The sequence below is a fragment of the Luteimonas sp. A501 genome (genome assembly GCF_054052085.1).
The window spans coordinates 1-20,840 of the sequence record NZ_JBSVRI010000001.1 but is presented as its reverse complement, the minus strand read 5'-3'; the positions used below and the strand labels follow the sequence as shown (position 1 = coordinate 20,840).

The 20,840-nt window shown below is 65.1% G+C and carries 18 protein-coding genes and 1 pseudogene; 14 read left to right on the top strand and 5 right to left on the bottom strand.

Translation table 11 applies throughout. The features are described from left to right. Nucleotides 1-3 precede the first annotated feature (3 nt). Genes ACW7G5_RS00095 through ACW7G5_RS00080 form a run of 4 tightly spaced genes read left to right on the top strand, consistent with a single transcriptional unit; the run spans nucleotide 4 to nucleotide 6,473 of the window. A complete protein-coding gene (locus ACW7G5_RS00095) occupies nucleotides 4-1,158 on the top strand; it encodes a PDDEXK nuclease domain-containing protein (RefSeq protein WP_457000751.1) in 1,155 nt (384 codons plus the stop codon). Next, the gene (pglZ, locus tag ACW7G5_RS00090; protein WP_457000749.1) at nucleotides 1,155-3,659 is read left to right on the top strand and encodes a BREX-1 system phosphatase PglZ type A; all 2,505 of its coding nucleotides are present in this window, start codon (nucleotides 1,155-1,157) and stop codon (nucleotides 3,657-3,659) included. Before ACW7G5_RS00095 ends, pglZ begins: the two co-directional genes overlap by 4 nt. 24 nt (nucleotides 3,660-3,683) lie before the next feature. Further along, nucleotides 3,684-5,774 carry a BREX system Lon protease-like protein BrxL gene (brxL, locus tag ACW7G5_RS00085; RefSeq protein WP_457000747.1) on the top strand — a complete coding sequence of 697 codons (2,091 nt, stop codon included), beginning with the start codon at nucleotides 3,684-3,686 and terminating at the stop codon, nucleotides 5,772-5,774. Nucleotides 5,775-5,801: 27 nt separating this feature from the next. Then, nucleotides 5,802-6,473 (top strand): hypothetical protein, encoded by a 672-nt coding sequence (locus ACW7G5_RS00080; RefSeq protein WP_457000745.1) that lies wholly within the window; start codon nucleotides 5,802-5,804, stop codon nucleotides 6,471-6,473. Between the two features lie 81 nt (nucleotides 6,474-6,554). Here ACW7G5_RS00080 and ACW7G5_RS00075 read toward each other — a convergent pair whose 3' ends face one another. The 5 genes from ACW7G5_RS00075 to yihA all read right to left on the bottom strand — a co-directional run bounded on the left by ACW7G5_RS00075 (nucleotide 6,555) and on the right by yihA (nucleotide 13,136). Continuing rightward, a complete protein-coding gene (locus tag ACW7G5_RS00075) occupies nucleotides 6,555-7,433 on the bottom strand; it encodes a universal stress protein (RefSeq protein ID WP_457000743.1) in 879 nt (292 codons plus the stop codon). Between the two features lie 8 nt (nucleotides 7,434-7,441). After that, nucleotides 7,442-8,077: a glutathione S-transferase family protein gene (locus ACW7G5_RS00070; protein ID WP_457000741.1), complete on the bottom strand. Its 636-nt coding sequence runs from the start codon at nucleotides 8,075-8,077 to the stop codon at nucleotides 7,442-7,444. A gap of 55 nt (nucleotides 8,078-8,132) precedes the next feature. Next, on the bottom strand, nucleotides 8,133-10,886 hold the full coding sequence (gene ppc, locus ACW7G5_RS00065) for a phosphoenolpyruvate carboxylase (protein ID WP_457000739.1): 2,754 nt from the start codon (nucleotides 10,884-10,886) through the stop codon (nucleotides 8,133-8,135). 126 nt (nucleotides 10,887-11,012) lie between these two features. Further along, nucleotides 11,013-12,380: a glutamate--cysteine ligase gene (locus ACW7G5_RS00060; protein WP_457000737.1), complete on the bottom strand. Its 1,368-nt coding sequence runs from the start codon at nucleotides 12,378-12,380 to the stop codon at nucleotides 11,013-11,015. A 141-nt stretch (nucleotides 12,381-12,521) separates the two neighbouring features. Then, nucleotides 12,522-13,136, bottom strand: a complete 615-nt coding sequence (yihA, locus tag ACW7G5_RS00055) for a ribosome biogenesis GTP-binding protein YihA/YsxC (protein ID WP_457000735.1) — start codon at nucleotides 13,134-13,136, stop codon at nucleotides 12,522-12,524. 129 nt (nucleotides 13,137-13,265) lie between these two features. Between yihA and ACW7G5_RS00050 the strand changes: the two are divergent. From ACW7G5_RS00050 to ACW7G5_RS00005, 10 genes and pseudogenes are all read left to right on the top strand, one after another. Then, nucleotides 13,266-14,078, top strand: a pseudogene (locus tag ACW7G5_RS00050) (c-type cytochrome); the annotation flags it as partial. 220 nt (nucleotides 14,079-14,298) lie between these two features. Further along, nucleotides 14,299-14,982, top strand: coding sequence for a thiol:disulfide interchange protein DsbA/DsbL (locus tag ACW7G5_RS00045; RefSeq protein WP_457000733.1), 684 nt, complete (start codon nucleotides 14,299-14,301; stop codon nucleotides 14,980-14,982). Beyond that, nucleotides 14,979-15,863, top strand: a complete 885-nt coding sequence (locus tag ACW7G5_RS00040) for a thiol:disulfide interchange protein DsbA/DsbL (RefSeq protein WP_457000731.1) — start codon at nucleotides 14,979-14,981, stop codon at nucleotides 15,861-15,863. The genes ACW7G5_RS00045 and ACW7G5_RS00040 overlap by 4 nt, the downstream gene beginning before the upstream one ends. Nucleotides 15,864-15,951: 88 nt before the next feature. Beyond that, a complete protein-coding gene (locus ACW7G5_RS00035; RefSeq protein ID WP_457002776.1) occupies nucleotides 15,952-16,692 on the top strand; it encodes an endonuclease/exonuclease/phosphatase family protein in 741 nt (246 codons plus the stop codon). A 16-nt stretch (nucleotides 16,693-16,708) separates the two neighbouring features. Beyond that, nucleotides 16,709-17,155 carry an FKBP-type peptidyl-prolyl cis-trans isomerase gene (locus tag ACW7G5_RS00030; RefSeq protein ID WP_457000729.1) on the top strand — a complete coding sequence of 149 codons (447 nt, stop codon included), beginning with the start codon at nucleotides 16,709-16,711 and terminating at the stop codon, nucleotides 17,153-17,155. Between the two features lie 161 nt (nucleotides 17,156-17,316). Beyond that, on the top strand, nucleotides 17,317-17,673 hold the full coding sequence (locus ACW7G5_RS00025; protein WP_457000727.1) for a hypothetical protein: 357 nt from the start codon (nucleotides 17,317-17,319) through the stop codon (nucleotides 17,671-17,673). 650 nt (nucleotides 17,674-18,323) lie between these two features. Beyond that, nucleotides 18,324-18,887, top strand: coding sequence for a DarT ssDNA thymidine ADP-ribosyltransferase family protein (locus ACW7G5_RS00020; RefSeq protein ID WP_457000725.1), 564 nt, complete (start codon nucleotides 18,324-18,326; stop codon nucleotides 18,885-18,887). Between the two features lies 1 nt (nucleotide 18,888). Continuing rightward, on the top strand, nucleotides 18,889-19,584 hold the full coding sequence (locus tag ACW7G5_RS00015) for a DarT1-associated NADAR antitoxin family protein (RefSeq protein WP_457000723.1): 696 nt from the start codon (nucleotides 18,889-18,891) through the stop codon (nucleotides 19,582-19,584). Nucleotides 19,585-19,749: 165 nt separating this feature from the next. Next, nucleotides 19,750-20,376 carry a rhomboid family intramembrane serine protease gene (locus tag ACW7G5_RS00010; RefSeq protein ID WP_457000721.1) on the top strand — a complete coding sequence of 209 codons (627 nt, stop codon included), beginning with the start codon at nucleotides 19,750-19,752 and terminating at the stop codon, nucleotides 20,374-20,376. A 102-nt stretch (nucleotides 20,377-20,478) separates the two neighbouring features. Next, nucleotides 20,479-20,763, top strand: a complete 285-nt coding sequence (locus ACW7G5_RS00005) for a hypothetical protein (protein WP_457000719.1) — start codon at nucleotides 20,479-20,481, stop codon at nucleotides 20,761-20,763. Nucleotides 20,764-20,840: the final 77 nt, after the last annotated feature.

Below are 20,840 nucleotides of genomic sequence, written 5' to 3'. Positions count from 1 at the left end.
GGAATGAGTGCCCGGGACACCTCACCGTCGACCTTGGACTTTGCCCAACTGGTCAGCGCCATTCAGCAGGTGCATGGCGAGCTGGCTGCGCAGGCCAGCCGCGCGGTCAATGCCAGCCTGACCCTGCGCAACTGGATGATCGGTTTGCATGTGGAGGAGTACGAACGCCGCGGCGTGGACCGCGCGGACTACGGCGACAAGCTGATGGACAAGCTGGCCGACAGCCTGCCCCGGCTTGGCATCGCGCGCTGCGACCGGCGTGAGCTTTACCGCTATCGCCAGTTCTACCTGACCTACCCGCAGATTGTGGAGGCAGCGACTCCACCGTTGCTGGCCTTGCTGAATCGCGCGCCGCTGGCGCCCCAAGCGACGTCCGCCGCAGAGGAACGGGCAATTGTGGGGACGACTCCACAATTCAGGGTCGACGGCAAAACCCTGGTCTCCCGACTCTCATTTACCCATCTGGTGGAGCTGCTGAGCCTGCCAGACGCCACACAGCGCGCTTTTTACGAGCTGGAATGCCTGCAAGGCCATTGGTCGGTGCGCGAGCTCAAACGCCAGATCGCCAGCCTGTATTACGAGCGCAGCGGGCTTTCGACCAACAAACACAAGCTCTCGCAACTTGCCCAGCAAGTGGCAGAACAGGTGGCGCCGATGCTGGCCATCCGCGATCCCTATGTCTTCGAGTTCCTGGGGCTCACGCCGCAGGAGGTGATGAGCGAATCGCACCTGGAGGACCAGTTGATCACCCAGATCGAGGCATTCCTGCTGGAGCTGGGCCACGGCTTCTGCTTCGAGGCACGGCAAAAACGCATCCTGATCGGCGGCGAGCACTATTTCATTGATCTGGTGTTCTACCACCGCATTCTCAAATGCCATGTGCTGGTGGAGCTGAAGCTGGCCGAGTTCAGCCACGACAACATCGGCCAGCTCAACACCTATGTCAGCTGGTACCGCCAAAACATGATGGCCGAGGGTGACAACCCGCCGATCGGCATCCTGCTGTGCACCCGCAAGAACCATTCGCTGGCCGAGTACGCGCTGGCCGGCATGGACAACCAGCTGTTTGTGTCCAAGTACCAGTTGCAGCTGCCGAAGCCCGAGGAGATGGAGCGCTTTCTGGAAGAGAAGTTGCGGGACGCCGGAGCTGCCCCATGAGCCATACCCGCATCGCCCAGGCGCTGACCAAGCTGTTCGGCAAGTACCGCATCGTGTTCTGGTACGACAGCGAGCGCGAGCTGCGCGCGGAGTTTGCCGCGCTGGAGTTGCCGGGAGTCGAGAAAGTCGAGCTGGACAACAACGAGTTCGGGGTCAAGCACCGGATCCTGCGGCAGCAGCCCGAACAGCAGTTCTTGCTGTATCGCCATGGTCCGCAGGCGGCCGATCCGCTGGCCAACTGGCTGCTCGACGTGCAGCTGGCGCACGGGGAGTTCCGGACCGACCAGGTTGGCCTGTGGCTGGCGGAGCTGGAGCTGCCGGTGGCGCTTTCCGACTTGCTGCGCGAGCACACAGGCTTCTTCGACGCGGCCAAGCGCCGCGAAGCGCTGAAGAAGTTGCTGGCGAAAGACGATACGCACGGTCAGCTGCGCATGAAGATGCTCGCGGTGTGTGCCGGCATCAGCGAACCGCGGCTCGACGTGGTGCTGGAGCACCTGCTGGAGGAGCTGGCAGGCCACCGCGACGAGAAGATCAAGCTGATCGCCCGCTCCGGGCTGAGCGACTTCCTGTGGCAACAGATGCAGCGCAGCTACGGCTACGCTTCACCCACGCCGGGCGTGCACGATTTCGCCATCGAACTGTTCAAGTCATGTTTCGCCATGGGCATCGGGCAGCCGGCGCAGCTCTCGGCCGAGGCGCTGGTGTTCCTGCGACGCTGGAAGGACAGCCGCCGCTTCGCAGGCAGTTTCGAGGCCCTGTCCGAGCAGTCCGCAACGACCTTGGGGTTGCAGGACAGGCTGCATGGGCTGGACGCTCGCGAGCTGCTGGAGCTGGACTACTTCGAGCTGATCGACCGCAAGATTCTGAGCGATCTGGTCGCGGGGGTCTCGGCCAGAACTCTGACGACCAGCGATATCGGCAGTTGGGTACGCCAGCGTCGGCAGAGTCATTGGTACGAGCGCTTCAGGGACTTGTACAGCGCAGTGGAGATGGCGGCGGAGTTCTTCTTCCGTCTGGACGCTGCGCAGTTGCAGATGGATTCGCTGGCCGATGGCATCCACAAGTACACGCAGCACTGGTTCCGTCTGGATCAGCTGTACCGCAAGTATGTCTACCACGCGCGCGAGTCGGGGCAGGCGTCGCTGCTGGCGCAGCTCAGCACCCAGGTCGAAAACCTGTACAGCACCAATTACCTGCTGCGGCTCAACGACCGCTGGCAGCCGCTGGTCGACGCGGCGCCATTGTGGGATGCGCCGCCGATCGTGCTGCAGCGCAACTTCTACCGCCACTGGGTGAAGCCATTTGTAGACCGTAAGACCAAGGTCTGCGTGCTGATCTCGGATGCTTTCCGCTACGAGATTGGCGAAGAACTCCAGAGCCTGATCCGGCAGGAAGACAAGCTCGATGCCAGCCTGGAGCCGGCTCTTTCGATGCTGCCCAGCTATACCCAGCTCGGCATGGCGTCACTGCTGCCCAACACAGTGATTGCGCTGGCCGACGATGGCTCCGGCAATGCGCTCGTCGATGGTCAGAGCGCCCAAGGCACGCCCAATCGCGCCAAGATCCTCGCCGCCACGGTACCGGCGTCGGCCGCCGTGCAGGCCAAGGACGTAATGGAGATGGGCCGCGAAGACGTGCGTGCGCTGGTCCGCGACAACGAAGTGGTGTACGTCTATCACAACCTCATCGACAAGACGGGTGACACCCGCGACACGGAAGAGCGCGTGTTCGCTGCCGCAGAAGAGACGCTGCAGGAACTGCTGCGACTGATCAAGAAGCTCACGGGTAACAATGCCAGCAACCTGTTGGTGACCGCGGATCACGGTTTCATCTATCAGCACCGCCCGATCGAGGAAAGCGACTTCCTGACCGGCGCCGCCGATGGTCAGGAGGTGCTGTATCGGGACCGCCGTTTTGTACTGGGGCGCGGCCTGCATCCGAATCCAGGGCTGAGAACCTTTACGCCTGCGCAACTGGGTCTCGGCGGTGCGCTCGAGGTGCAGATCCCGAAGTCGATCAATCGCCTGCGGCTGCAGGGGTCAGGTAGTCGCTTCGTGCATGGTGGCGCCACCTTGCAAGAGGTCGTGATTCCGGTGTTGAAGGTCAAAAAGAAGCGCCAGAGCGATGTGTCGCGGGTGGAAGTTGAGCTGATCTCGGGCGGTGGCAAGACCATTACAACCGGACAGCTGGCCGTGACGCTCTATCAGGCGCAGGCGGTTACCGACAAGCTGCAAAGCCGCCGGCTGCGGGTGGGCATCTACAACCTGCAGGGCGAACTGATCTCAGACTCGCATGAGCTGCTGTTCGACCTTGCCGCTGAAAGCCCGCGCGATCGCGAGTTCCCGCTGCGCCTGCTGCTGAGCCGGCAGGCGGACGCCGCCAACAACCAGCAGGTCACTCTACGACTCGAGGAACCGGTGGAAGGCACGTCGCACCACCAGGAGTACAAGGCGGTGCGCTACAGCATCCGTCGCTCCTTCACGAGCGAATTCGATTTTTAAACCGGGTTTCAAGGATTTCAGGCAATGAGCCAGCTCGACGACAAGATCAACCAGCACTTTGCCGGGCTCGTGGTCCGCAAGGATCTGGTCAAGGCCGTGAAAGGCAACGCCATCGTGCCTTCTTACGTGCTGGAGTACCTGCTTGGCCAGTACTGCGCGACCAACGACGAGGCGACGATCCAGACCGGAATCGAGACGGTCAAGGAGATCCTGGCCAGGCACTACGTGCATCGCAACGAAGCCGGCCTGGTGCGTTCGACCATCCGCGAAAAAGGCCGGCACAAGGTCATCGACAAGATCAGCGTGTCGCTCAACGACAAGGCCGACGTGTACGAGGCCGAGTTCGCCAATCTCGGCGTAAAGAAGGTGCTGATCGATTCGGGCACGGTCAAGGCACATCCGAAACTGCTAGTCGGAGGCGTGTGGTGCATCGCGGACCTGGAGTACGAGTTCACCGAAGACAAAGCAGTCTCGCCGTGGATCCTCGCCACGCTGAAGCCGATCCAGGTGTCCCAGTTTGACTTCGACGGTTACCTCGAGGCGAGGCGGCAGTTCAGCACTGACGAATGGATCGATTTGCTGATCCAGAGCATAGGGTTCAATCCGCAGATGTTCGGCCGGCGCAACAAGCTGAGTCAGCTCGTCCGCTTGATTCCGTTCTGCGAGCGCAACTACAACCTGATCGAGCTGGGACCAAAGGGCACGGGCAAGTCACACATCTATTCGGAGTTCTCGCCCCACGGCATCCTGATCTCCGGCGGTGAAGTGACGGTGCCGAAGCTGTTTGTCAACAACTCGAACGGCAAGCTCGGGTTGGTGGGCTACTGGGACGTGGTGGCATTCGACGAGTTTGCGGGCAAGCAGAAGCGCGTGGACAAGGCGCTCGTCGACATCATGAAAAACTACATGGCCAACAAGTCGTTTTCACGCGGCGTAGAGACCTTGGGGGCCGAGGCATCGATGGTGTTCGTGGGCAATACCGAGCACACGGTGCCCTACATGCTCCGGCACTCGGACCTGTTCGATCCGCTGCCCGCGCACTTTCATGACTCTGCGTTCCTTGACCGGATCCACAGCTATATCCCGGGCTGGGAGGTGGACATCATCCGCGGAGAGATGTTCTCCGAGGGCTATGGCTTTGTCGTCGACTACCTGGCTGAGATCCTGCGCTCGCTCCGGAACCATGATTACTCGGACCGGTACCAGGCGCACTTCACCCTGTCGTCGGATATTTCGACACGAGACAGGGATGGCATCCACAAGACCATTTCCGGCTTGCTGAAGATCCTTTATCCGCACGGTGAGGCAACTCGCGAAGAAGTCGAAGAAGTCCTGAAGTTCGCCATGGAAGGACGAAAGCGGGTCAAGGATCAGTTGCTGCGGATCGACTCGACGTACGCCGATGTCCGCTTTGCCTACTCCGGCGAGGATGGGGCAGAACGCCTGGTTACCACGCTGGAGGAAGACGAGTATCCGGGCTGTTACCACAAGAGGGTGGACGCGCCGGAGGGAATCGCGACTCCAGGCGGTGATTCAGTCGACTCCGTGTCTGTGGGAGAGGCACCTCCGGCGCCATTGCCCGGAGGTGCTGTGGCTTCAACCGTCGTCAGCATTGCTGACGAACTCAAGGAGCATCAGGTCATCTGGCAGGAGAACCAGCGCGGCCTGACATTCGACTCACTTTTCGGCCCTTACCTGCGCGGCGCGAAGAGCATCACAATCACTGACCCCTACATCCGTATGTTCCACCAGCAGCGGAACCTGATGGAGCTGATGGAGACCCTTTCAAAAGTGAAGCTCGATGAGGATGAGGTTGCGGTACACCTCGTCACTATTGAAGACGACTTCAAAGCGGAACAACAGGCCGAGAATTTCCAGAAGATCGCGGACGCATGCGTGCGGGTTGGAATCCAGTTCACGTGGGAATTCGACGCCACCGGAACTATCCATGCCAGGCATATCGTGACGGATCACGGCTGGAAGATCCTGCTTGATCGCGGGCTGGATGTTTTCCAGCGGTATGAGATGGGCAACGCATTCGACTTGGCGAACCGGCTGCAACAGCATCGGCAGTGCAAAGCTTTTGAAGCGACCTTTCTCCGAACCCCTGATTAGCTGCTACAGCGGCGCTCGCCTGAACCCATGTACGACCTGCTCCTGCCCAAGTTCGTCCACACGCTGGAACTTGGCCCGCACGACGGCTGGCATTCCGGCCTGCCGCTGGAACGCCTGCCGGATGGGCCGCTCCAGGCCCGCTGCGGGATGGCGTCGCCGCTGCTGCTGCTGCGCGCCCTGACGCCGCTGTTCCATCGCGATGTCATCGCCTTCCTGCGCGAGCGTGGGGCCGACAACCTGCAGGCGGTGCCGGTGGCGCTGCACACGCCCGCCGGGGTCCTGCACGACTGGCAGGCGGTGAACGTGGTGGGCAGGATCCCGCTGGCCAGCTTCGCCCTCGATCTGCCGCCGCTGGCGACCATTCCCGAGCCGAGGCGGAGCGCGGCGCACGCGGCCATGGTGGAGGCCGCGCCGTTCATCCGCATCGTGCGGCAGGCGCCGCCGCTGCCGCGCCCCACCGCGCCGGTCGCGCGCCTGGCCGAAGGCAACCACCCGCTGCTGATCCGCAGCGACGTGATGGCGGCGCTGGATGCGCGCTTCAACCTGCCGGTGGACGGCAGGGTCGTGCACCAGGTGCGCTTCGACGATCTGCGCTTCAGCGACTTCTGCACCGGCACCGGCTTCGGCGCGCTGCTGGCACAGTCCTGTCACGGGCTGTCGGGCAACCGCGCTGTGCCTGACCCGAAAGGCGGCGGGTAGCTATTCAGCGGCCGGCATCTTCGAGAAGCTGGTCTATATCGACCCCGCGCGGCGGCTGGTTGTCGCCAGCGGTGCACGCACTCAGTGCAGCAGCAGCACCGGGATCCGGGTCTCCTGCAGCACCATCGAGGTGGTGCTGCCCATGAGCAGCTGGTGGATGCGCGAACGGCCGTAGGCGCCCATCACCAGCAGGTCGGCGCGCACGGCATCGGCATGCAGGCCGATCATTTCCTGGGGATCGCCCTGCACGATCCGGCCCACCGCCGTCGTGCCGGCGTCGGCAAGCGTCCGCAGCGCCCAGTCCAGCGAGGGCCGCGCGGAGTCATCGCCCACCAGCACCAGATGGACGGCGAGGCCGGTGAACAAAGGGCTGCGCGCGACCCATTCCAGGCGACGCCGGCCGGACTCGCTGCCCTCGAAGGCCACCAGCACCGTCCGCACCTCGCGGAAGCCGCGCAGCGCCACCAGCAGGGGGCGTCCCACGCCGCGCACCACGCGCTGGACCTGGCTGCCCAGGCGCGCCCTCTCGAATTCGGACTGCTCGCCGCGGCGGCCCATCACCACCAGCGACGCGTCGCCGGTCACGCTGCCGAGCACGTCCACCAGCTGGCCGTGGCCGATGAGCGCGCGCACCGGCACGTCGCCGGACTGTCGTGCCAGCGCCCCCGCCTGCTGCAGGAGCAGGCGCCCGCGCGCGTCTCCCGCCAGCGCCGCGCTGGCCTCCAGCAGCCCGGACTCGTCGAGCAGGGCGGTGCCGACGTCGAGTTCGACGTCGGCCACCGATCCACCGTGGCCACGCGCGCGGCGCGCCTCGACCACGTGCAGGCAGGCCAGCGGCGCGGCCAGGCGATGGGCCGCCCATGCGCCATAGCGGCAGACATCGCGGGTGAGCAGCGAGGCGTCGAGCGCGGCCACCACCGCCCCGCTGGCCACCTGTCCCGATGTCTCGTCCGCGCCCATCGCGGCGATCAGGCCTTCGCGGGCATCAGCGCATCGTCCTTGGCGCGCGCCCGCTGGTAGGCGTCGCGTCCGCGCAGGCGCTCGGCCCAGGCGGTGAACGCGGGGCGCTCGGGAATCGACTTGAAGGCGAGGCCGAAGTCGACCTGGCTGCCGACATAGACATCGGCCGCGCTGAAGCGCTCGCCAAGCAGCCAGGGCGAGGCCGACGTGGCGGCCAGCTCCAGCGCATCCATGGCCTGCTCGAAGCTGCCGTAGCCGACGAAAACGGCCTTCTCCGGCGGCGGCAGCTGGCCCAGCGCATTCGCCGACACCGCGGCTTCCACTGGCCCTGCCGCGAAGAACATCCAGCGCAGGTAGGGACCGCGCAGCGGGTCGTCCAGCGCGGGCGCGAGCCCGGCTTCGGGGAAGGCGTCGGCCAGGTAGGTGCAGATCGCCGCGGCCTCGGTCACCACGACGCCGCGATGCTCGAGCGCCGGCACCTTGCCCATCGGGTTGATCGCCAGGTAGTCCGGCGACTTCATGCTCTTGCCGTACTCCTGCACCACGGTGCGGTACTCGATGCCCAGCTCCTCGAGCATCCAGCGCACGATGCGGCCGCGCGACATTGGATTGGTGTGGAAGACCAGCTCTTCATTGGATGACATGTCGGTGTCCTTGGAGGGGTCCCGCGAGTCTAGCGCCGGCCGGCGGCCGGACGCCTCAGCCCGTGTTCTGGATGCCCGCCGCGATGCCGTTGACGGTCGCGAACAGCGCGCGCTGCAGCTCGCCCTCCTCGCGGCCGCCTTCGCGCCAGCGGCGCAGCAGCTCCACCTGCAGCAGGCTGATGGGGTCGACGTAGGGATTGCGCAGGCGTATCGACAGGCGCAGGCGGTAGTCGTCGTCCAGCAGATCGGCCTGGCCCTTGATCGCGAGGATCGCGGCGCGGGTGCGGGCGAACTCCGCGGCGATACCGGGGAAGAACGCCGCGTGCGCATCGCCGGCCAGGCGCGAGTAGCGCTCGAAGATGTCGATGTCCGACTTGGCCAGCAGCATCTCGACGTCATCGAGCATGGCGGCGAAGAAGGGCCAGTCGCGCGCCATTTCGGCCATCGCCTCCACGCCATGCAGCGCGATGCCGCGCTCCAGCGCATGGCCGACGCCGTACCAGCCGGTCAGCCCGGAGCGGTTCTGCGACCACGAGAACACCCACGGGATCGCGCGCAGGTTGGCGATGCCGCCGTCGCGGCGGCGCGAGGGGCGCGAGCCGATCTGCAGGCGCTCGATCACATCGACCGGCGTGGCGGCGCGGAAGTAGGCGTCGAAGCCGGGATCCTCGTGCACCAGCGCGCGGTAGCAGGCGCGCGAATCGGCGGCCAGCACGTCGGCGATGGCGCGCCAACCACGCACGCGCGGGTCCGCCGGGCGCGGGCGCAGGCTCGCGCGCAGCACGGCGCCGGCCATCTGCTCGAGGTTGCGCAGGGCCAGCGCGCGGATGCCGTACTTGCGGTGGATCACCTCGCCCTGCTCGGTCACGCGCAGGCGGCCGCCGACGGTGCCGCGCGGCGCGGCGATGATCGCGCGGCCGGTCTTGCCGCCGCCGCGGCTGACCGATCCGCCACGCCCGTGGAAGAACACCAGGCGCACGCCGGCCTCGCGCGCCAGGCGCATCAGGTCCACCTGGGCGCGCTGCAGCGCCCAGCGCGAGGCCATGAGCCCGCTGTCCTTGGCGCTGTCGGAGTAGCCCAGCATCACGACCTGGCGGTCGCCGCGTGCGCGCACGTGGCGGCGGTAGACGGGATCGTCGAACAGCGCGCGCATCACGTCGGCCGCGGCTTCGAGGTCGTCGACGGTTTCAAACAGCGGGGCGACGTCGAGCGGGACCTCGCCCGCTTCGCGGCCATCGCCGTACTCGACGCAGCCCGCGATGCGCGCCAGCGCCAGCACCGCCAGCGCGTCGGCGGCGGTGCGGCTCATGCTGACGATGTACGGGCCGAAGGCGTTGTCGCCGTAACGCGCGCGCGCCGACGTCACCGTGCGGAACACGTCCAGCGCCGACGCCGCGGCCTCTGCACCGGGCGCGGCCGGCCGCGGCGATTCCATGAGGGCATGCAAGCGCGCCAGCCGGCTGTCCAGCGACTGCCCTGCCCAGTCCGCGACGCGTTCGAGCGCACCCAGCGCGGCATCGTGCGCCGCCGAATCCTGGCGCAGGTCCAGCGCCGCCAGATGGAAGCCGAAGCTCGTCACCCGGCGCCGCAGCCGCTGCAGAGCGAAGCGGCCGGCGTGCTCGCCGCGGTGGTTGGCGAGGCTGGCGTCGATCAAGTCGATGTCGGCGAGGAACTCCGGCGCGCCCGCGTAGGCGTGCGCGATCGCGGCCCCGTCTTCGTCCGCCGTCGCTTCCAGCCGCGCCGACATCAGCTCCATCAGCTGGCGATAGGGCATGTCCGCCTGGCGCGCGCGCAGCTTCGCGGCGGCGCCAGGCATCAGGTCGCGGTAGGCGGCGAGGCGCGCCTCGACCCCTGCATCCACGCCGGCGCGGTCGCGCGTCTGGGTCAGCACCTGGCCCAGCGCGTGCAGTTCGTCGCGGTACTGGCCCAGCACCTGCGTCCGCTGCGCCGCCAGCGCGGCCTCGATGGTCGCGGCGCCGACATTGGGGTTGCCGTCCATGTCGCCGCCTACCCAGGTGCCGAAGCGCAGCACGTCGGGCAATTCGATGCGCTCGCCCCAGGCTGACTCGACGGCGTCGGCGAACACTTCGTAGAACGCCGGCAACACACGGAACAGCACGCCCAGGTAGTGGCCGATGTGGTCGACCTCGTCGGTCACCGTCGGCTTCAGCATCGGTGCTTCGGAGGTCTGCCAGGTGGTGGCCAGCGCCTGGCGGATGCGCGACTCGTCGCTCAGGCGCTCCTCGGGCGTGCGTGCGCGGTCGATGTCGGCCACCAGCCGCTCGACGATCACGCGCTCCTTGGCCAGCAGCGCGCGGCGCACGGCCTCGGTGGGGTGCGCGGTGAACACCGGCTCGACCCACATCCGCGGCAGCAGCGCCTGCACTTCATCGAGCCCGACGCCGTCGGCATGCAGCGATGCGAGCACCGCTTCCAACCCGCCGGGCTGCGGGCCCTCGTCGCTGCGCTGGTGGTCGCGCCGGCGACGGATGCGATGCACGCGTTCGGCGAGGTTGATCGCGCCGAACCAGGCCGAGAACGCGCGCACCAGCGCATCCGCGTTCTGCGGCGACACGCGCGCAAGCTCCGCGGCCAGCGCATCCACCGGCTCCCCGCCCTCGCGCCGCGCGATCGCCGCCCGCCGCACCGACTCCACCTGGTCCAGCAGCGCGGGCGAGACCTGCTCGGCGAGCATGTCGCCCACCATCGCGCCCAGGCGGCGCACGTCATCGCGCAGCAGCGCGTCGGTATCGGCGAAATCGAGCTGCTCGCGCAGCGGCGCGCCAGGACTATCGACAGGAATATTCATGCCTGAAGGCTACACCGGGGGTATGGCGAGAGCATTTTTTGCCACGGATCTACGCGGATTTACAACGCTTTTGCTCTATCCGTGTAAATCCGCGTAGATCCGTGGCAAATGCCTTCTTGCTCTCGCTCAGTACGCGAACTCGCGGAAAACGCGATCGATATCGCCACCCCACTCACCGTGGTACAGCGCCAGCTTGCGCTCGGCCGGGGTCTCGTTGGCCTGGGCGAACTCGATCAGCGGGTCGATGAAGTGGAGTTCGTCCTGGCCCTGGTCGTTCAGGCGGTTCCGGCGCGCAAGCCCGGCGGCGGAGATCTCCAGTGCACGCAGCGCAAGGTCGCGCACCGTGCCGCCTCGGAACGGCAGCTTGAACGCGTGCCTGGGCACACCGTCGCGCAGCGCATGGCGCTCGGCCAGGCTGAAGTCCTTCACAAGGTCCCAGGCGGCATCCAGCGACGCATCGTCGTACAGCAGCCCGACCCAGAACGCCGGCAGCGCGCAGATCCGGTTCCACGGGCCGGAGTCGGCACCGCGCATCTCCAGGAACTGCTTCAGGCGCACCTCCGGAAACGAGGTGGTCATGTGGTCGGTCCAGTCGCGCATGGTCGGCAGCGCGCCCGGCAGCACCGGAAGCCTGCCGTCCATGAAGTCGCGGAACGACTGCCCGCTGGCGTCGTGGTACACGCCGTCGCGGTAGGTGAAGTACATCGGCACGTCGAGCAGGTAATCGACATAGCGCTCGAAGCCGAAGCCGTCCTCGAACACGAAGTCGAGCATGCCGGTGCGGTCGGGATCGGTGTCGGTCCAGATGTGCGAGCGGTAGCTCAGGTAACCGTTGGGCTTGCCCTCGGTGAACGGAGAGTCCGCGAACAGCGCGGTCGCGATCGGCTGCAGCGCGAGCGAGACACGGAACTTCTTCACCATGTCGGCTTCGCTGGCGAAGTCGAGGTTGACCTGCACCGTGCAGGTGCGGGTCATCATGTCCAGGCCGAGGTCGCCGACCTTGGGCATGTAGGCGCGCATGATTTTGTAGCGGTCCTTGGGCATCCAGGACATGTCCGCGCGCGTCCACTTCGGCTGGAAACCCATGCCGAGGAAACCCAGGCGCAGCTCGTCGGCCACCGCCTTGACCTCGAACAGGTGGCTGCCCACTTCGCGACAGGTGTCGTGGATGGTTTCCAGCGGCGCCCCCGACAGCTCCAGCTGGCCGGCGGGCTCCAGCGTGACCGAAGCGCCATCCTTCAGCAGCGCCACCACCTTGCCGTGCTCCTCCACGCGCTCCCAGCCGTAGCGGGTCAGGCCTTCGAGCAGCACGCCGATGCCGCGATCATCCTCATAGGACGGCGGGCGCAGGTCGTCCAGGCGGAAGCCGAACTTCTCGTGCTCGGTGCCGATGCGCCAGTTCGCGGGCGGCTTGTTGCCGGCGGCAAGGTAGGCGACGAGTTCATCGCGCGAGCGGATCGGCGCGGCGGGAGTGGCTGGGTTCGGATCGGTCACGTGGCAGGCTCGCAGACGCTTGTTGGCAACCCGACCGGTGACGGTCCGGCGCATAAGACGCCACTATATCCCCTGGGCCCGGCGCATCCGCGGCCACCACCGGGTTGCAGCGTCGCCGCCATCACCGCAATCGCCGGGGCCTCAGTTGGCCGGGATGTCCAGCCAGCTGCAGATCACGCCGCGGGCCTGGTCGACGCCGAGTTTGGACTCGCCGGAGAACGCCTGCACGCCCACGGTGTCGCCGAACTCCTTGGCCAGGTCGCGCTTCACTGCCAGCATCGCGTTGCCGACCGCGCTGCGCGAGAGCTTGTCGGCCTTGGTCAGCAGGGCGTGCGCCGGCAGGCCGCGGCCCACGGCGTAGGCCAGCATGTTGCGGTCGTAGTCCTTCAGCGGGTGGCGGATGTCCATCACCACCACCAGGCCGCGCAGGGCCTCGCGCTTCTTGAAGTAGACATCCAGGAAGGCCTGCCAGTGGGCCTGCAGGTCCTTGGGCACCTTGGCGTAGCCGTAGCCGGGCAGGTCCACCAGGTACTTGCCCTCGTACTGGGGCAGGTTGAAGAACACCAGCTGCTGGGTGCGCCCGGGCGTCTTCGACACCCGTGCCAGCGCATTCTGCTGGCACAGGGCATTGAGTGCACTGGATTTTCCGGCGTTGGAGCGACCGGCGAACGCGACTTCGAAACCGCCCTCGGGAGGCAGTTGGCGGGGCGTATGCGCCGACATCATGTATTCGGCGCGAGCAAGGGGATTGGCCATGGGACACAGGATCGCACGACCGGGCGACCAGGGCGGGTTTGACCACCCTGCTCCGGCGACTGGATAATGACCGGCCTTGCGACCGCGGGCTTCCGCTGCCCGCAATCCTGATCCCCGGAGTCCAGCCAGATGCGTCACGCCCGCAGCTACCTCCTTGCCGGAGTCGCCGCCCTCGCGGTCGGCGCCGTCGCCTTCGCCCAGACCACGGTCGCCCCGCTGGAGGAGGCCGAGCCGGTGGAGACCCTGCCGCTGGAGGCCGTGAACGCCCTGGCCGAGCTGGCCCAGACCACGCCGGGCAACGCCCAGAACGGCGCCACGCTCGCCGGCACCTGCGCCGCGTGCCATGGCCTGGACGGCAAGGCCACCATCGGCGAGATCTACCCCAACATCGGCGGCCAGAGCGAGCGTTACATGGCCCGCCAGCTGGCGCTGTTCAAGAGCGGCGAGCGCACCAGCGCGATCATGCAGCCCTTCGCCTCGATGCTTTCGGCGCAGGACATGCGCGATGTCGGCGCCCATTACGCCACCCAGGGGTCCTCGGCCGGCATCGCCGACGACACCGTGGTCACGGAAGGCCCCTACGAGGGCATGAAGTTCTACGAAGTCGGCCAGCAGCTGTTCCGCCGCGGCGACTTCGAGCGCGGCATCCCGGCCTGCATGGCCTGCCACGGCCCGTCGGGCGCCGGCAACCCGGGCCCGGCCTACCCGCACGTCGGCGGCCAGCAGTCCTGGTACACCGCGCGTCGCCTCGAGGAATACCGCGCCGGCACCACCAACGAGCGCGATACCGGCATGTTCGACATCATGGCGTCGATCGCGGCCGAGCTGAGCGACGAAGAGATCAGCGCGCTGTCCAGCTACATGCAGGGCCTGCACAAGCGTCCCGACGCGGCCACCCTGGCGGCGATCGCGAACGTGCCGGCCGCGGCCGCGGCCGCGCCTGCCGACGCGGCGGAAGGCGAAGCAGTCCCGGCCGAGGACGCGGGCGCGGACACCAGCGCACCGGCCGAAGGCGAAGACGCCGGCGAAGCGACCGCCACGGACGACCAGCAGTCGCCGTGACGCCGGCCGGCCGTCGCGGTCCAGCGGCGCCTGCCACGGGTGAATTCCAGCGCCGGCCAGGCCCCTGTGCCGGCGCTTTCCGTTTCGAGGACCCATGTCGATGATCCAACGCCTGATTCCCGTCCTGCTCATGCTGGCGCTTGCAGTCGGCACAGTGCTTCCATCCACGGCCCGCGCCGATGACGGCCTGGTGGAGGGCCGCGACTACGTGGCCATCAGCAACGGCCAGCCGTTCAAGGCCGAGGCCGGCAAGGTCGAAGTGGTCGAGGTGTTCGCCTATTGGTGCCACGTCTGCAACGACTTCCAGCCGCATGTGACCCGCTGGCAGCGCACGCTTGCCGACGACGTCGCCTTCCGCTACCTGCCCGCCGCGTTCACGCCCGGCGACCCCTACGCCCGCGCATACTTCGGCATGGACTCGCTGGACGCGCCCGCAGGGACGCATGAAGCCATCTTCCGCGCCATCCACGTCGAACAGGCACTGCCGCAGCGCGGCGCATCGGTGGACGAATTCGCCACGCTGTTCGGTGAACTCGGCCTCGACCGCACCGCGGCCATCGCCGCGATGCGCTCGCCCGAAGCCGATGCAGGCATGGCATCCTCGCGCGACTTCATCATCGCCACCGGCATCCAGGGCACGCCCTCGATGATCGTCAACGGTCGCTACCGCGTACTTGGCCGCAACTTCGGCGACATGCTCCGCATCACCGACCTGCTGGTCGCGCGCGAGCGCGCGGCCACATCCGATCCCAGCGTTTCCGCACCAGACGAGCCCACACCATGACCAACAAGCGCCTGCTGTTCGCCCCCCTGCTCCTGAGCGTGCTGCTCGTCGCCTGCGGCGGCGGAGAGACGCCCGCGCCCGCCGACGCACCCGCGACGGCAACCGCTCCGGCCGCCGCTCCCGCGCCCGTTGCCGGCGAGTCCGCGATCACCGACGAGCCCGCGATGGACCCGACCGCCGCCGGCGAAGCAGCTGCCGCCACCGATGCCGGCCAGGCCGCGGAAGGCGCCCCGGCCGCACCCGCCGCCGACCCCGCGGCCGACGCCGCCGTGGCCGCAGCAGCGCAGGCCGCCACCCAGGGCCCTGCCCTGGTGCCCGGCACCGACTACATCGAGATCCCCGGCGGCCAACCGTTCGCACCGCTGGAGGGCAAGGTGGAAGTGGTCGAAGTCTTCGCCTACTCCTGCGCCCACTGCGCCGCGTTCGACCCGCTGGTGGGCGCATGGAAGAAGCGCCTGCCTGGCGACGTCCGCTTCACCTACCTGCCGGCCGTGTTCTACGAGCAGGACAACTTCCCGAAGGCGTTCTTCGCCGCCGAGGCCATCGGCGTGCTGGACCGCCTGCACGCGCAGCTGTTCAACGCCATGCACATCGAGCGCAGCCTGCGCCCGAACGCCAGCATCGACGACATCATCGCGTGGATGGCCAAGCAGGGCGTCGACGCCGGCCAGCTGAAGGGCACCGTCGACAGCTTCGCGGTGAAGGCCAAGATCGCCCGCACCAAGCAGTTCATCGTCCGCAGCGGCATCGACTCCACGCCCACCGTGGTGGTGAACGGCAAGTACCGCGTGCGCGGCCGCAGCCTCGAAGACGTCCTGCGCATCACCGACCAGCTGGTCGCTCGCGAGCGCGCGGCGGCCCAGGCCGGTGGCTCGGACTGATATCGACAAGCAGGTCCCACCGGTGCCCGACCCCGCGTCGGACGCCGGGGCCGAGCCGGGAGCCGCTGCCGGATCGCAGCGGCTGAAGCTGCTCAGCGCCAACATCCAGGCGGGCTCCAGCACCCGCCGCTACAGCGACTACGCCACCCGCAGTTGGTCGCACGTGCTGCCCATGGGCAACAAGCGCGGCATGCTCGACACCATCGCCAAGCTGGCCGGCCGCCACGACATCGTGGGCCTGCAGGAAGCCGACCCCGGCAGCTGGCGCTCCGGCTTCACCAACCAGACCCACTACCTGGCCGAGCGCGGCGGCTTCGACTACTGGACCCACCAGCCCAACCGGCGCGTGGGCCAGTTCGCCTCCAGCGCCAACGGCCTGCTGAGCAAGTTCGAACCGCTCGACATCGCCGTGCACTCCCTGCCCGGCCGCATCACCGGCCGCGGCGTGCTGGTGGCGCGCTTCGGCGAAGGCGACGACGGCCTGACCATCGCCGTGGCCCACCTCTCGCTGGGCGCGCAGTCGCGGGCCTCGCAGCTGTCCTTCATCGCCGAGCTGCTGGCCGACACCCCGCACGCCGTGCTGATGGGCGACTTCAACTGCACCGTCGACCAGCCGGAAATGGGCGCGCTGTTCCGCCAGACCCGCCTGCAACCGCCGGCGTGCATGGTGCACACCTTCCCGAGCTGGAAGCCCCAGAAGGCGATCGACCACATCCTGGTGAGCGACGGCCTGGGCTGCCGCGACATGCAGGCCTTCCCCGCGGCGTTCTCGGACCACCTGGCGCTGTCGATCGAACTCGACGTGCCGCCCGCCGCGCTCAAGCGCTGAACCCGGAGCCGCCCGCATGTCGATCCGCCCCAGCCGCGCCGCCGCGGTCCTGTCCTGCCTGATCCTGATCGCCGCCTGCGGCAAGACCCCGCCGCCGTATACCGGGGGCGACGTTGGCGAGTTCCAGCGCATTGATGTGATCGAAGGCAGCGGCGCCGTTGCCAAGGCCGGCGACGAAGTCAGCGTGCACTACACCGGCTGGCTGTACGACCAGGCGGCCGCCAACAGGCGCGGGGAGAAGTTCGACAGCTCCGTTGATCGCGGGCAGCCGTTCGTCTTCATGCTGGGCGCTGGCCGGGTGATCCGCGGGTGGGATGAGGGCGTGGCCGGGATGCGGGTCGGCGGAAAGCGGGAGCTGCTGATTCCGGCGGATCTGGGATATGGCATCAAGGGTGCGGGCGGGGCGATCCCGCCGGGGGCCTCGCTGGTGTTCGAGGTGGAGTTGTTGGATATTCGACGGTAGCGGGTCGCCGGACCGGGGCTGCAGGGGACGGGCATCGGTGTGATTGCTGTGCATACCGGCGTTTTCGGGGCGGTATGCATTACCGGTGCATTTCTGCGCTGTAATCCGGCCAGCGGGCTTTACCGCCTCATTTTTGAGGCTTACTTGGCGTCAGGCCGCTAATGGACGATCTTCGAGAACTGCAGAAAGTTGCTGCACAGCTTCGCGAACTGCAAAGAACATCGCCGTCTGAAAAAACTGGCCTCGCGAAGTGGGACGCTTCTGCGCGCAAGTTTTCGGAGACGACAGATGTACCTCTCCCTCACCAAGTTATGCACTATCTGCACGATGCAGATATTCGGATTAAGGATCCAGAGTACCGAAAGTACCAGGAGGAAATGATCTCTAAGATCATTTCTGATCTTGAGGTCGGCATCGTTCCCGATTCTTTTGGGACGACTGTACTGGTTCATCCCCGCTGGCTTGGAGCCGTCGCTCTCGCCATTGTCGCAATTATTTGTTGGGTAGTGTTTTGGTAGCGCGGGTGAATGCATCCGCCAAGAGCAACGAGTTTGGTGAGCAGCAAAGCCCGTGAGATAGGGCAAGATCCAGGCGAGAAGACTTATCTTCGACCACGGCTTTCGGCCAGCAGCGGCAGGTTGCGGTAGTGTTTCGGCTCAGGGGGTGGGCTGCAGCGTGTTCGGCACGGTTGCTGGGCAACAGCGGCCTAACAAGTCGTTCAAGCCGAAGCCGCTTCGTTCTGCAAACCACATGGCAGAAAAAGCTTGCCATGTGGTTCGCTCCACTACGCGTCTCGGCTTAACTCTGGCGTTAGCGCCCATGAAGCCAAAGGGGGAGGCTTGTGAGTCAACCAAAAGTTCTACCAACAGGCGTGCGTGTACTTATTGGCATCGTCTTGGGCCTGTTAGGTTTTGCATTTCCGCTTCTGTTTATACCAGCTGGGCTGATTCTCTGGAGCGTCTTCGAAGACCAAAAGACACCACCGACGAATCATCCTCCACCCGTTAACGCGCGCCAATCAACTCAGCCCAAATCTACGGGCCGGGCACCTCGCCCTAACGCAGATACAGCCGCGCGAGTTGTTGGCCAGCGAGCAATCCCTCCGGCCCGCAAGCCGATAGACCCACAAGCGGAAGCTTCTGAGAAGTTCAGGCGCGCCATAGAATCGATGAAGGCCAACCGCATGGCTGTTGGCACTTCATCCTTGGAATCAGTAGGCATTACGCCTGCCGAGTTCTTGCGTAAGTTTGGCATTACCTGCTTCTACCACTTCACCGACACTCGCAATTTAGCGTCAATTCAAGCACATGGCGGGTTACTCCCGTGGTCTAACGTAAAGGGCAAGGTGGCGGCGCCGGGCGGGAACGATTGGAGTCACGACGCGGATGCAATAAAAGGACAGGATCAATTCGTCCATTTATGCTTTCTTCCAGAGCACCCAATGGAGTTCGTAGCAAAACGTGACGGTCGGATAGTTGAATCTCGATTCCTGCGTATTGACCCAAGCATCATTCATACGCCTGGCATTCTTTTCTGCCCTGACGTTGGGAACAAAGCAGGAGTTCCAATGCTCGGCCTCGCGGACGCGGTAGCGCAGATGGATTTTGAGATCATTGCGCCTGCACACAACCGATGGCTTGACCCGCCGCTGTTTGAGCGCAAGAAGGCTGCTTGCAAGTACGAGTTGCTCGTGCCCTGTAAGATCCCTCTATCACTTATTTCAGGCATTTGACGTGGCAGAGCGCCCAGTATTTACCCCATCGCGCAGACCCGGACGACTGGTGGAGGAGACCAGCATTTCATTTCTTTGGCATAAGGGAATGGCACCTACCCAGAAGAAGAAGAACGTCGTGGAGCTACACACAGCTGCAGCGAAGCGCGGACTCGAACCTCTTCTTGAAGTGTCTTCAAAATCTGAGGATAAATTGGGACAAAGACTTAGTGCGTTCAATCTCCAGGTAGAGCTTGACGAAGGGGGGGTTATAACGCTTGAGTGCGCTTTTCAGGGAAGCAAAGTTTTTGAGAATGGCGGCCCCTACACCGATCTCTTTGGTGTAGATAGCCGCAGCGCAAAGCGTGACGAAAGGCTGTCAAGCTCAGGAGATCTGATTGGGTTTCGGTTCGAAGGGCAGGATTTCCCGCTCACACCAAAGACAGCTTTCTACGACTGGCTCTACATAAGGTCGCTTTATCCGCATAGAGAGTTTCTCCAGCGCCTACATAGTTACGCCGGATTTACTGATATTGAGTTCAATCCAGCCAAGTCTATCAACTGTCAAGCTCGATCATGCGCAACCTTTGTCGCGCTTGATCGGCTAGAACTTCTGGATCAATGCGCCAGATCTTCGGCGCGATTCATGCAAATACTCCTTCCTGACTCCATTGAGCAGCCCCATTCAGACAAAGAGCGTCAAGCATCAATGTTCTGACGGCTGGGCGCTAACAAATCGTTCAAGCCGAAGCCACTTCGTTACGCAAACCACATGGCAGGTAAAGCTTGCCAGGTGGTTCGCTCCACTACGCGTCTCGGCTTAACTCTGGCGTTAGATGTCCGAGGCGCCGTACTGCGAGCGGCTTGGAGCCCTCCGGAATCCATGAAAAGCACTCAAATCCCATACATCACCATCATCATCTGTCTGACGACCCTCATCTATTCCATGGGCGTCGCGCTTGCCGTGAGTGGCAATCTGATGGGAAGTGTAAGAATCACTCAGTTAGAGCCCTACGGTGGTGTTACATTCGCGCACTTAGAGAACCTTGAGTTGTGGCGGTTACTCGCCTCGCAGCTAATACACGTCAAGCAATTGCACATGCTGTTCAACGTGCTGTCACTCGCCCTGCTAGGGTTCTTCTTAGAGCGACGCGTCCACGGCCTCATGTTCTTTCTGCTTTGGTTTATAGCCGGCGTTACCGGAACTCTAGTGGGCACGCTCTTTGTAACACCGCCGTGGAATTTGGGAACAGGCGCGTCTCAAGCAGTCCTAGGCATAGCCGCGTTTGGTCTCGCCTTGTTCCTCAGAGGCGCTATCCAGTCAGGAGCGTTCCTAATAGTTCTTTGCTTCTCGCTTATACCTGCATTTGCTCTTGATTTCATATATGCCGGATACCCTAAGCCCGGACATGTGGTGCCGTTGCTGATAGGCGGCATTGCAGGTTTTGTGCACTGCAGGCAGCCTAGCAAGGCATTGCAGCACGCACCTCCGCGTGCTGGCGGCGTGTAAGCCGCAGTTTGTGTTCATTGCCGCTCCGTGCTCCCATCTAACAATTCGTTCAAGCCGAAACCGCTTCGCGGTTCGGCTTAACTCAGGCGTTAGGCCGCTCACATGGACTATCAGCTCGTCCTACAGTTCAAAGGCGACTCTCTCGGAGACTACGACTTAATAGTCAATCTCGAGGATCACCTGATTGTGGTGCTTGCGGACATCGCGCAAGTTGATGGTCACGACGTAGGTTCCGGCGAGGCCAATATCTTCATCATCACTCCGGCACCAATGCCTGCATTTGAGCGCGCAATGACTGTCCTTGAGCGCGCGGGGTTGCTTGGCTCTGTTTCAGCGGCCTGGACCGACCAGAGTTTCATAGACACTCACTGGCCGCTCTGCGCGTAGCGCCGTTCAAACTCTACCGGTGAGACGTCGCCAGCGGAACCATGCCGTCGAACCGCGTTGTAGAACATCTCGATGTA

Excerpts from the sequence above, each read along its gene's own strand:
- ACW7G5_RS00020 (WP_457000725.1), top strand. The coding sequence starts at position 18,324 with ATGAAGGCCAACCGCATGGCTGTTGGCACTTCATCCTTGGAATCAGTA.
- yihA (WP_457000735.1), bottom strand. The coding sequence starts at position 13,136 with ATGGCCAATCCCCTTGCTCGCGCCGAATACATGATGTCGGCGCATACG.
- brxL (WP_457000747.1), top strand. The coding sequence starts at position 3,684 with ATGAGCCAGCTCGACGACAAGATCAACCAGCACTTTGCCGGGCTCGTG.
- pglZ (WP_457000749.1), top strand. The coding sequence starts at position 1,155 with ATGAGCCATACCCGCATCGCCCAGGCGCTGACCAAGCTGTTCGGCAAG.
- ACW7G5_RS00095 (WP_457000751.1), top strand. The coding sequence starts at position 4 with ATGAGTGCCCGGGACACCTCACCGTCGACCTTGGACTTTGCCCAACTG.
- ACW7G5_RS00080 (WP_457000745.1), top strand. The coding sequence starts at position 5,802 with ATGTACGACCTGCTCCTGCCCAAGTTCGTCCACACGCTGGAACTTGGC.
- ACW7G5_RS00040 (WP_457000731.1), top strand. The coding sequence starts at position 14,979 with ATGACCAACAAGCGCCTGCTGTTCGCCCCCCTGCTCCTGAGCGTGCTG.
- ACW7G5_RS00045 (WP_457000733.1), top strand. The coding sequence starts at position 14,299 with ATGATCCAACGCCTGATTCCCGTCCTGCTCATGCTGGCGCTTGCAGTC.
- ppc (WP_457000739.1), bottom strand. The coding sequence starts at position 10,886 with ATGAATATTCCTGTCGATAGTCCTGGCGCGCCGCTGCGCGAGCAGCTC.
- ACW7G5_RS00075 (WP_457000743.1), bottom strand. The coding sequence starts at position 7,433 with ATGGGCGCGGACGAGACATCGGGACAGGTGGCCAGCGGGGCGGTGGTG.
- ACW7G5_RS00070 (WP_457000741.1), bottom strand. The coding sequence starts at position 8,077 with ATGTCATCCAATGAAGAGCTGGTCTTCCACACCAATCCAATGTCGCGC.
- ACW7G5_RS00010 (WP_457000721.1), top strand. The coding sequence starts at position 19,750 with ATGAAAAGCACTCAAATCCCATACATCACCATCATCATCTGTCTGACG.
- ACW7G5_RS00025 (WP_457000727.1), top strand. The coding sequence starts at position 17,317 with ATGGACGATCTTCGAGAACTGCAGAAAGTTGCTGCACAGCTTCGCGAA.
- ACW7G5_RS00030 (WP_457000729.1), top strand. The coding sequence starts at position 16,709 with ATGTCGATCCGCCCCAGCCGCGCCGCCGCGGTCCTGTCCTGCCTGATC.
- ACW7G5_RS00005 (WP_457000719.1), top strand. The coding sequence starts at position 20,479 with ATGGACTATCAGCTCGTCCTACAGTTCAAAGGCGACTCTCTCGGAGAC.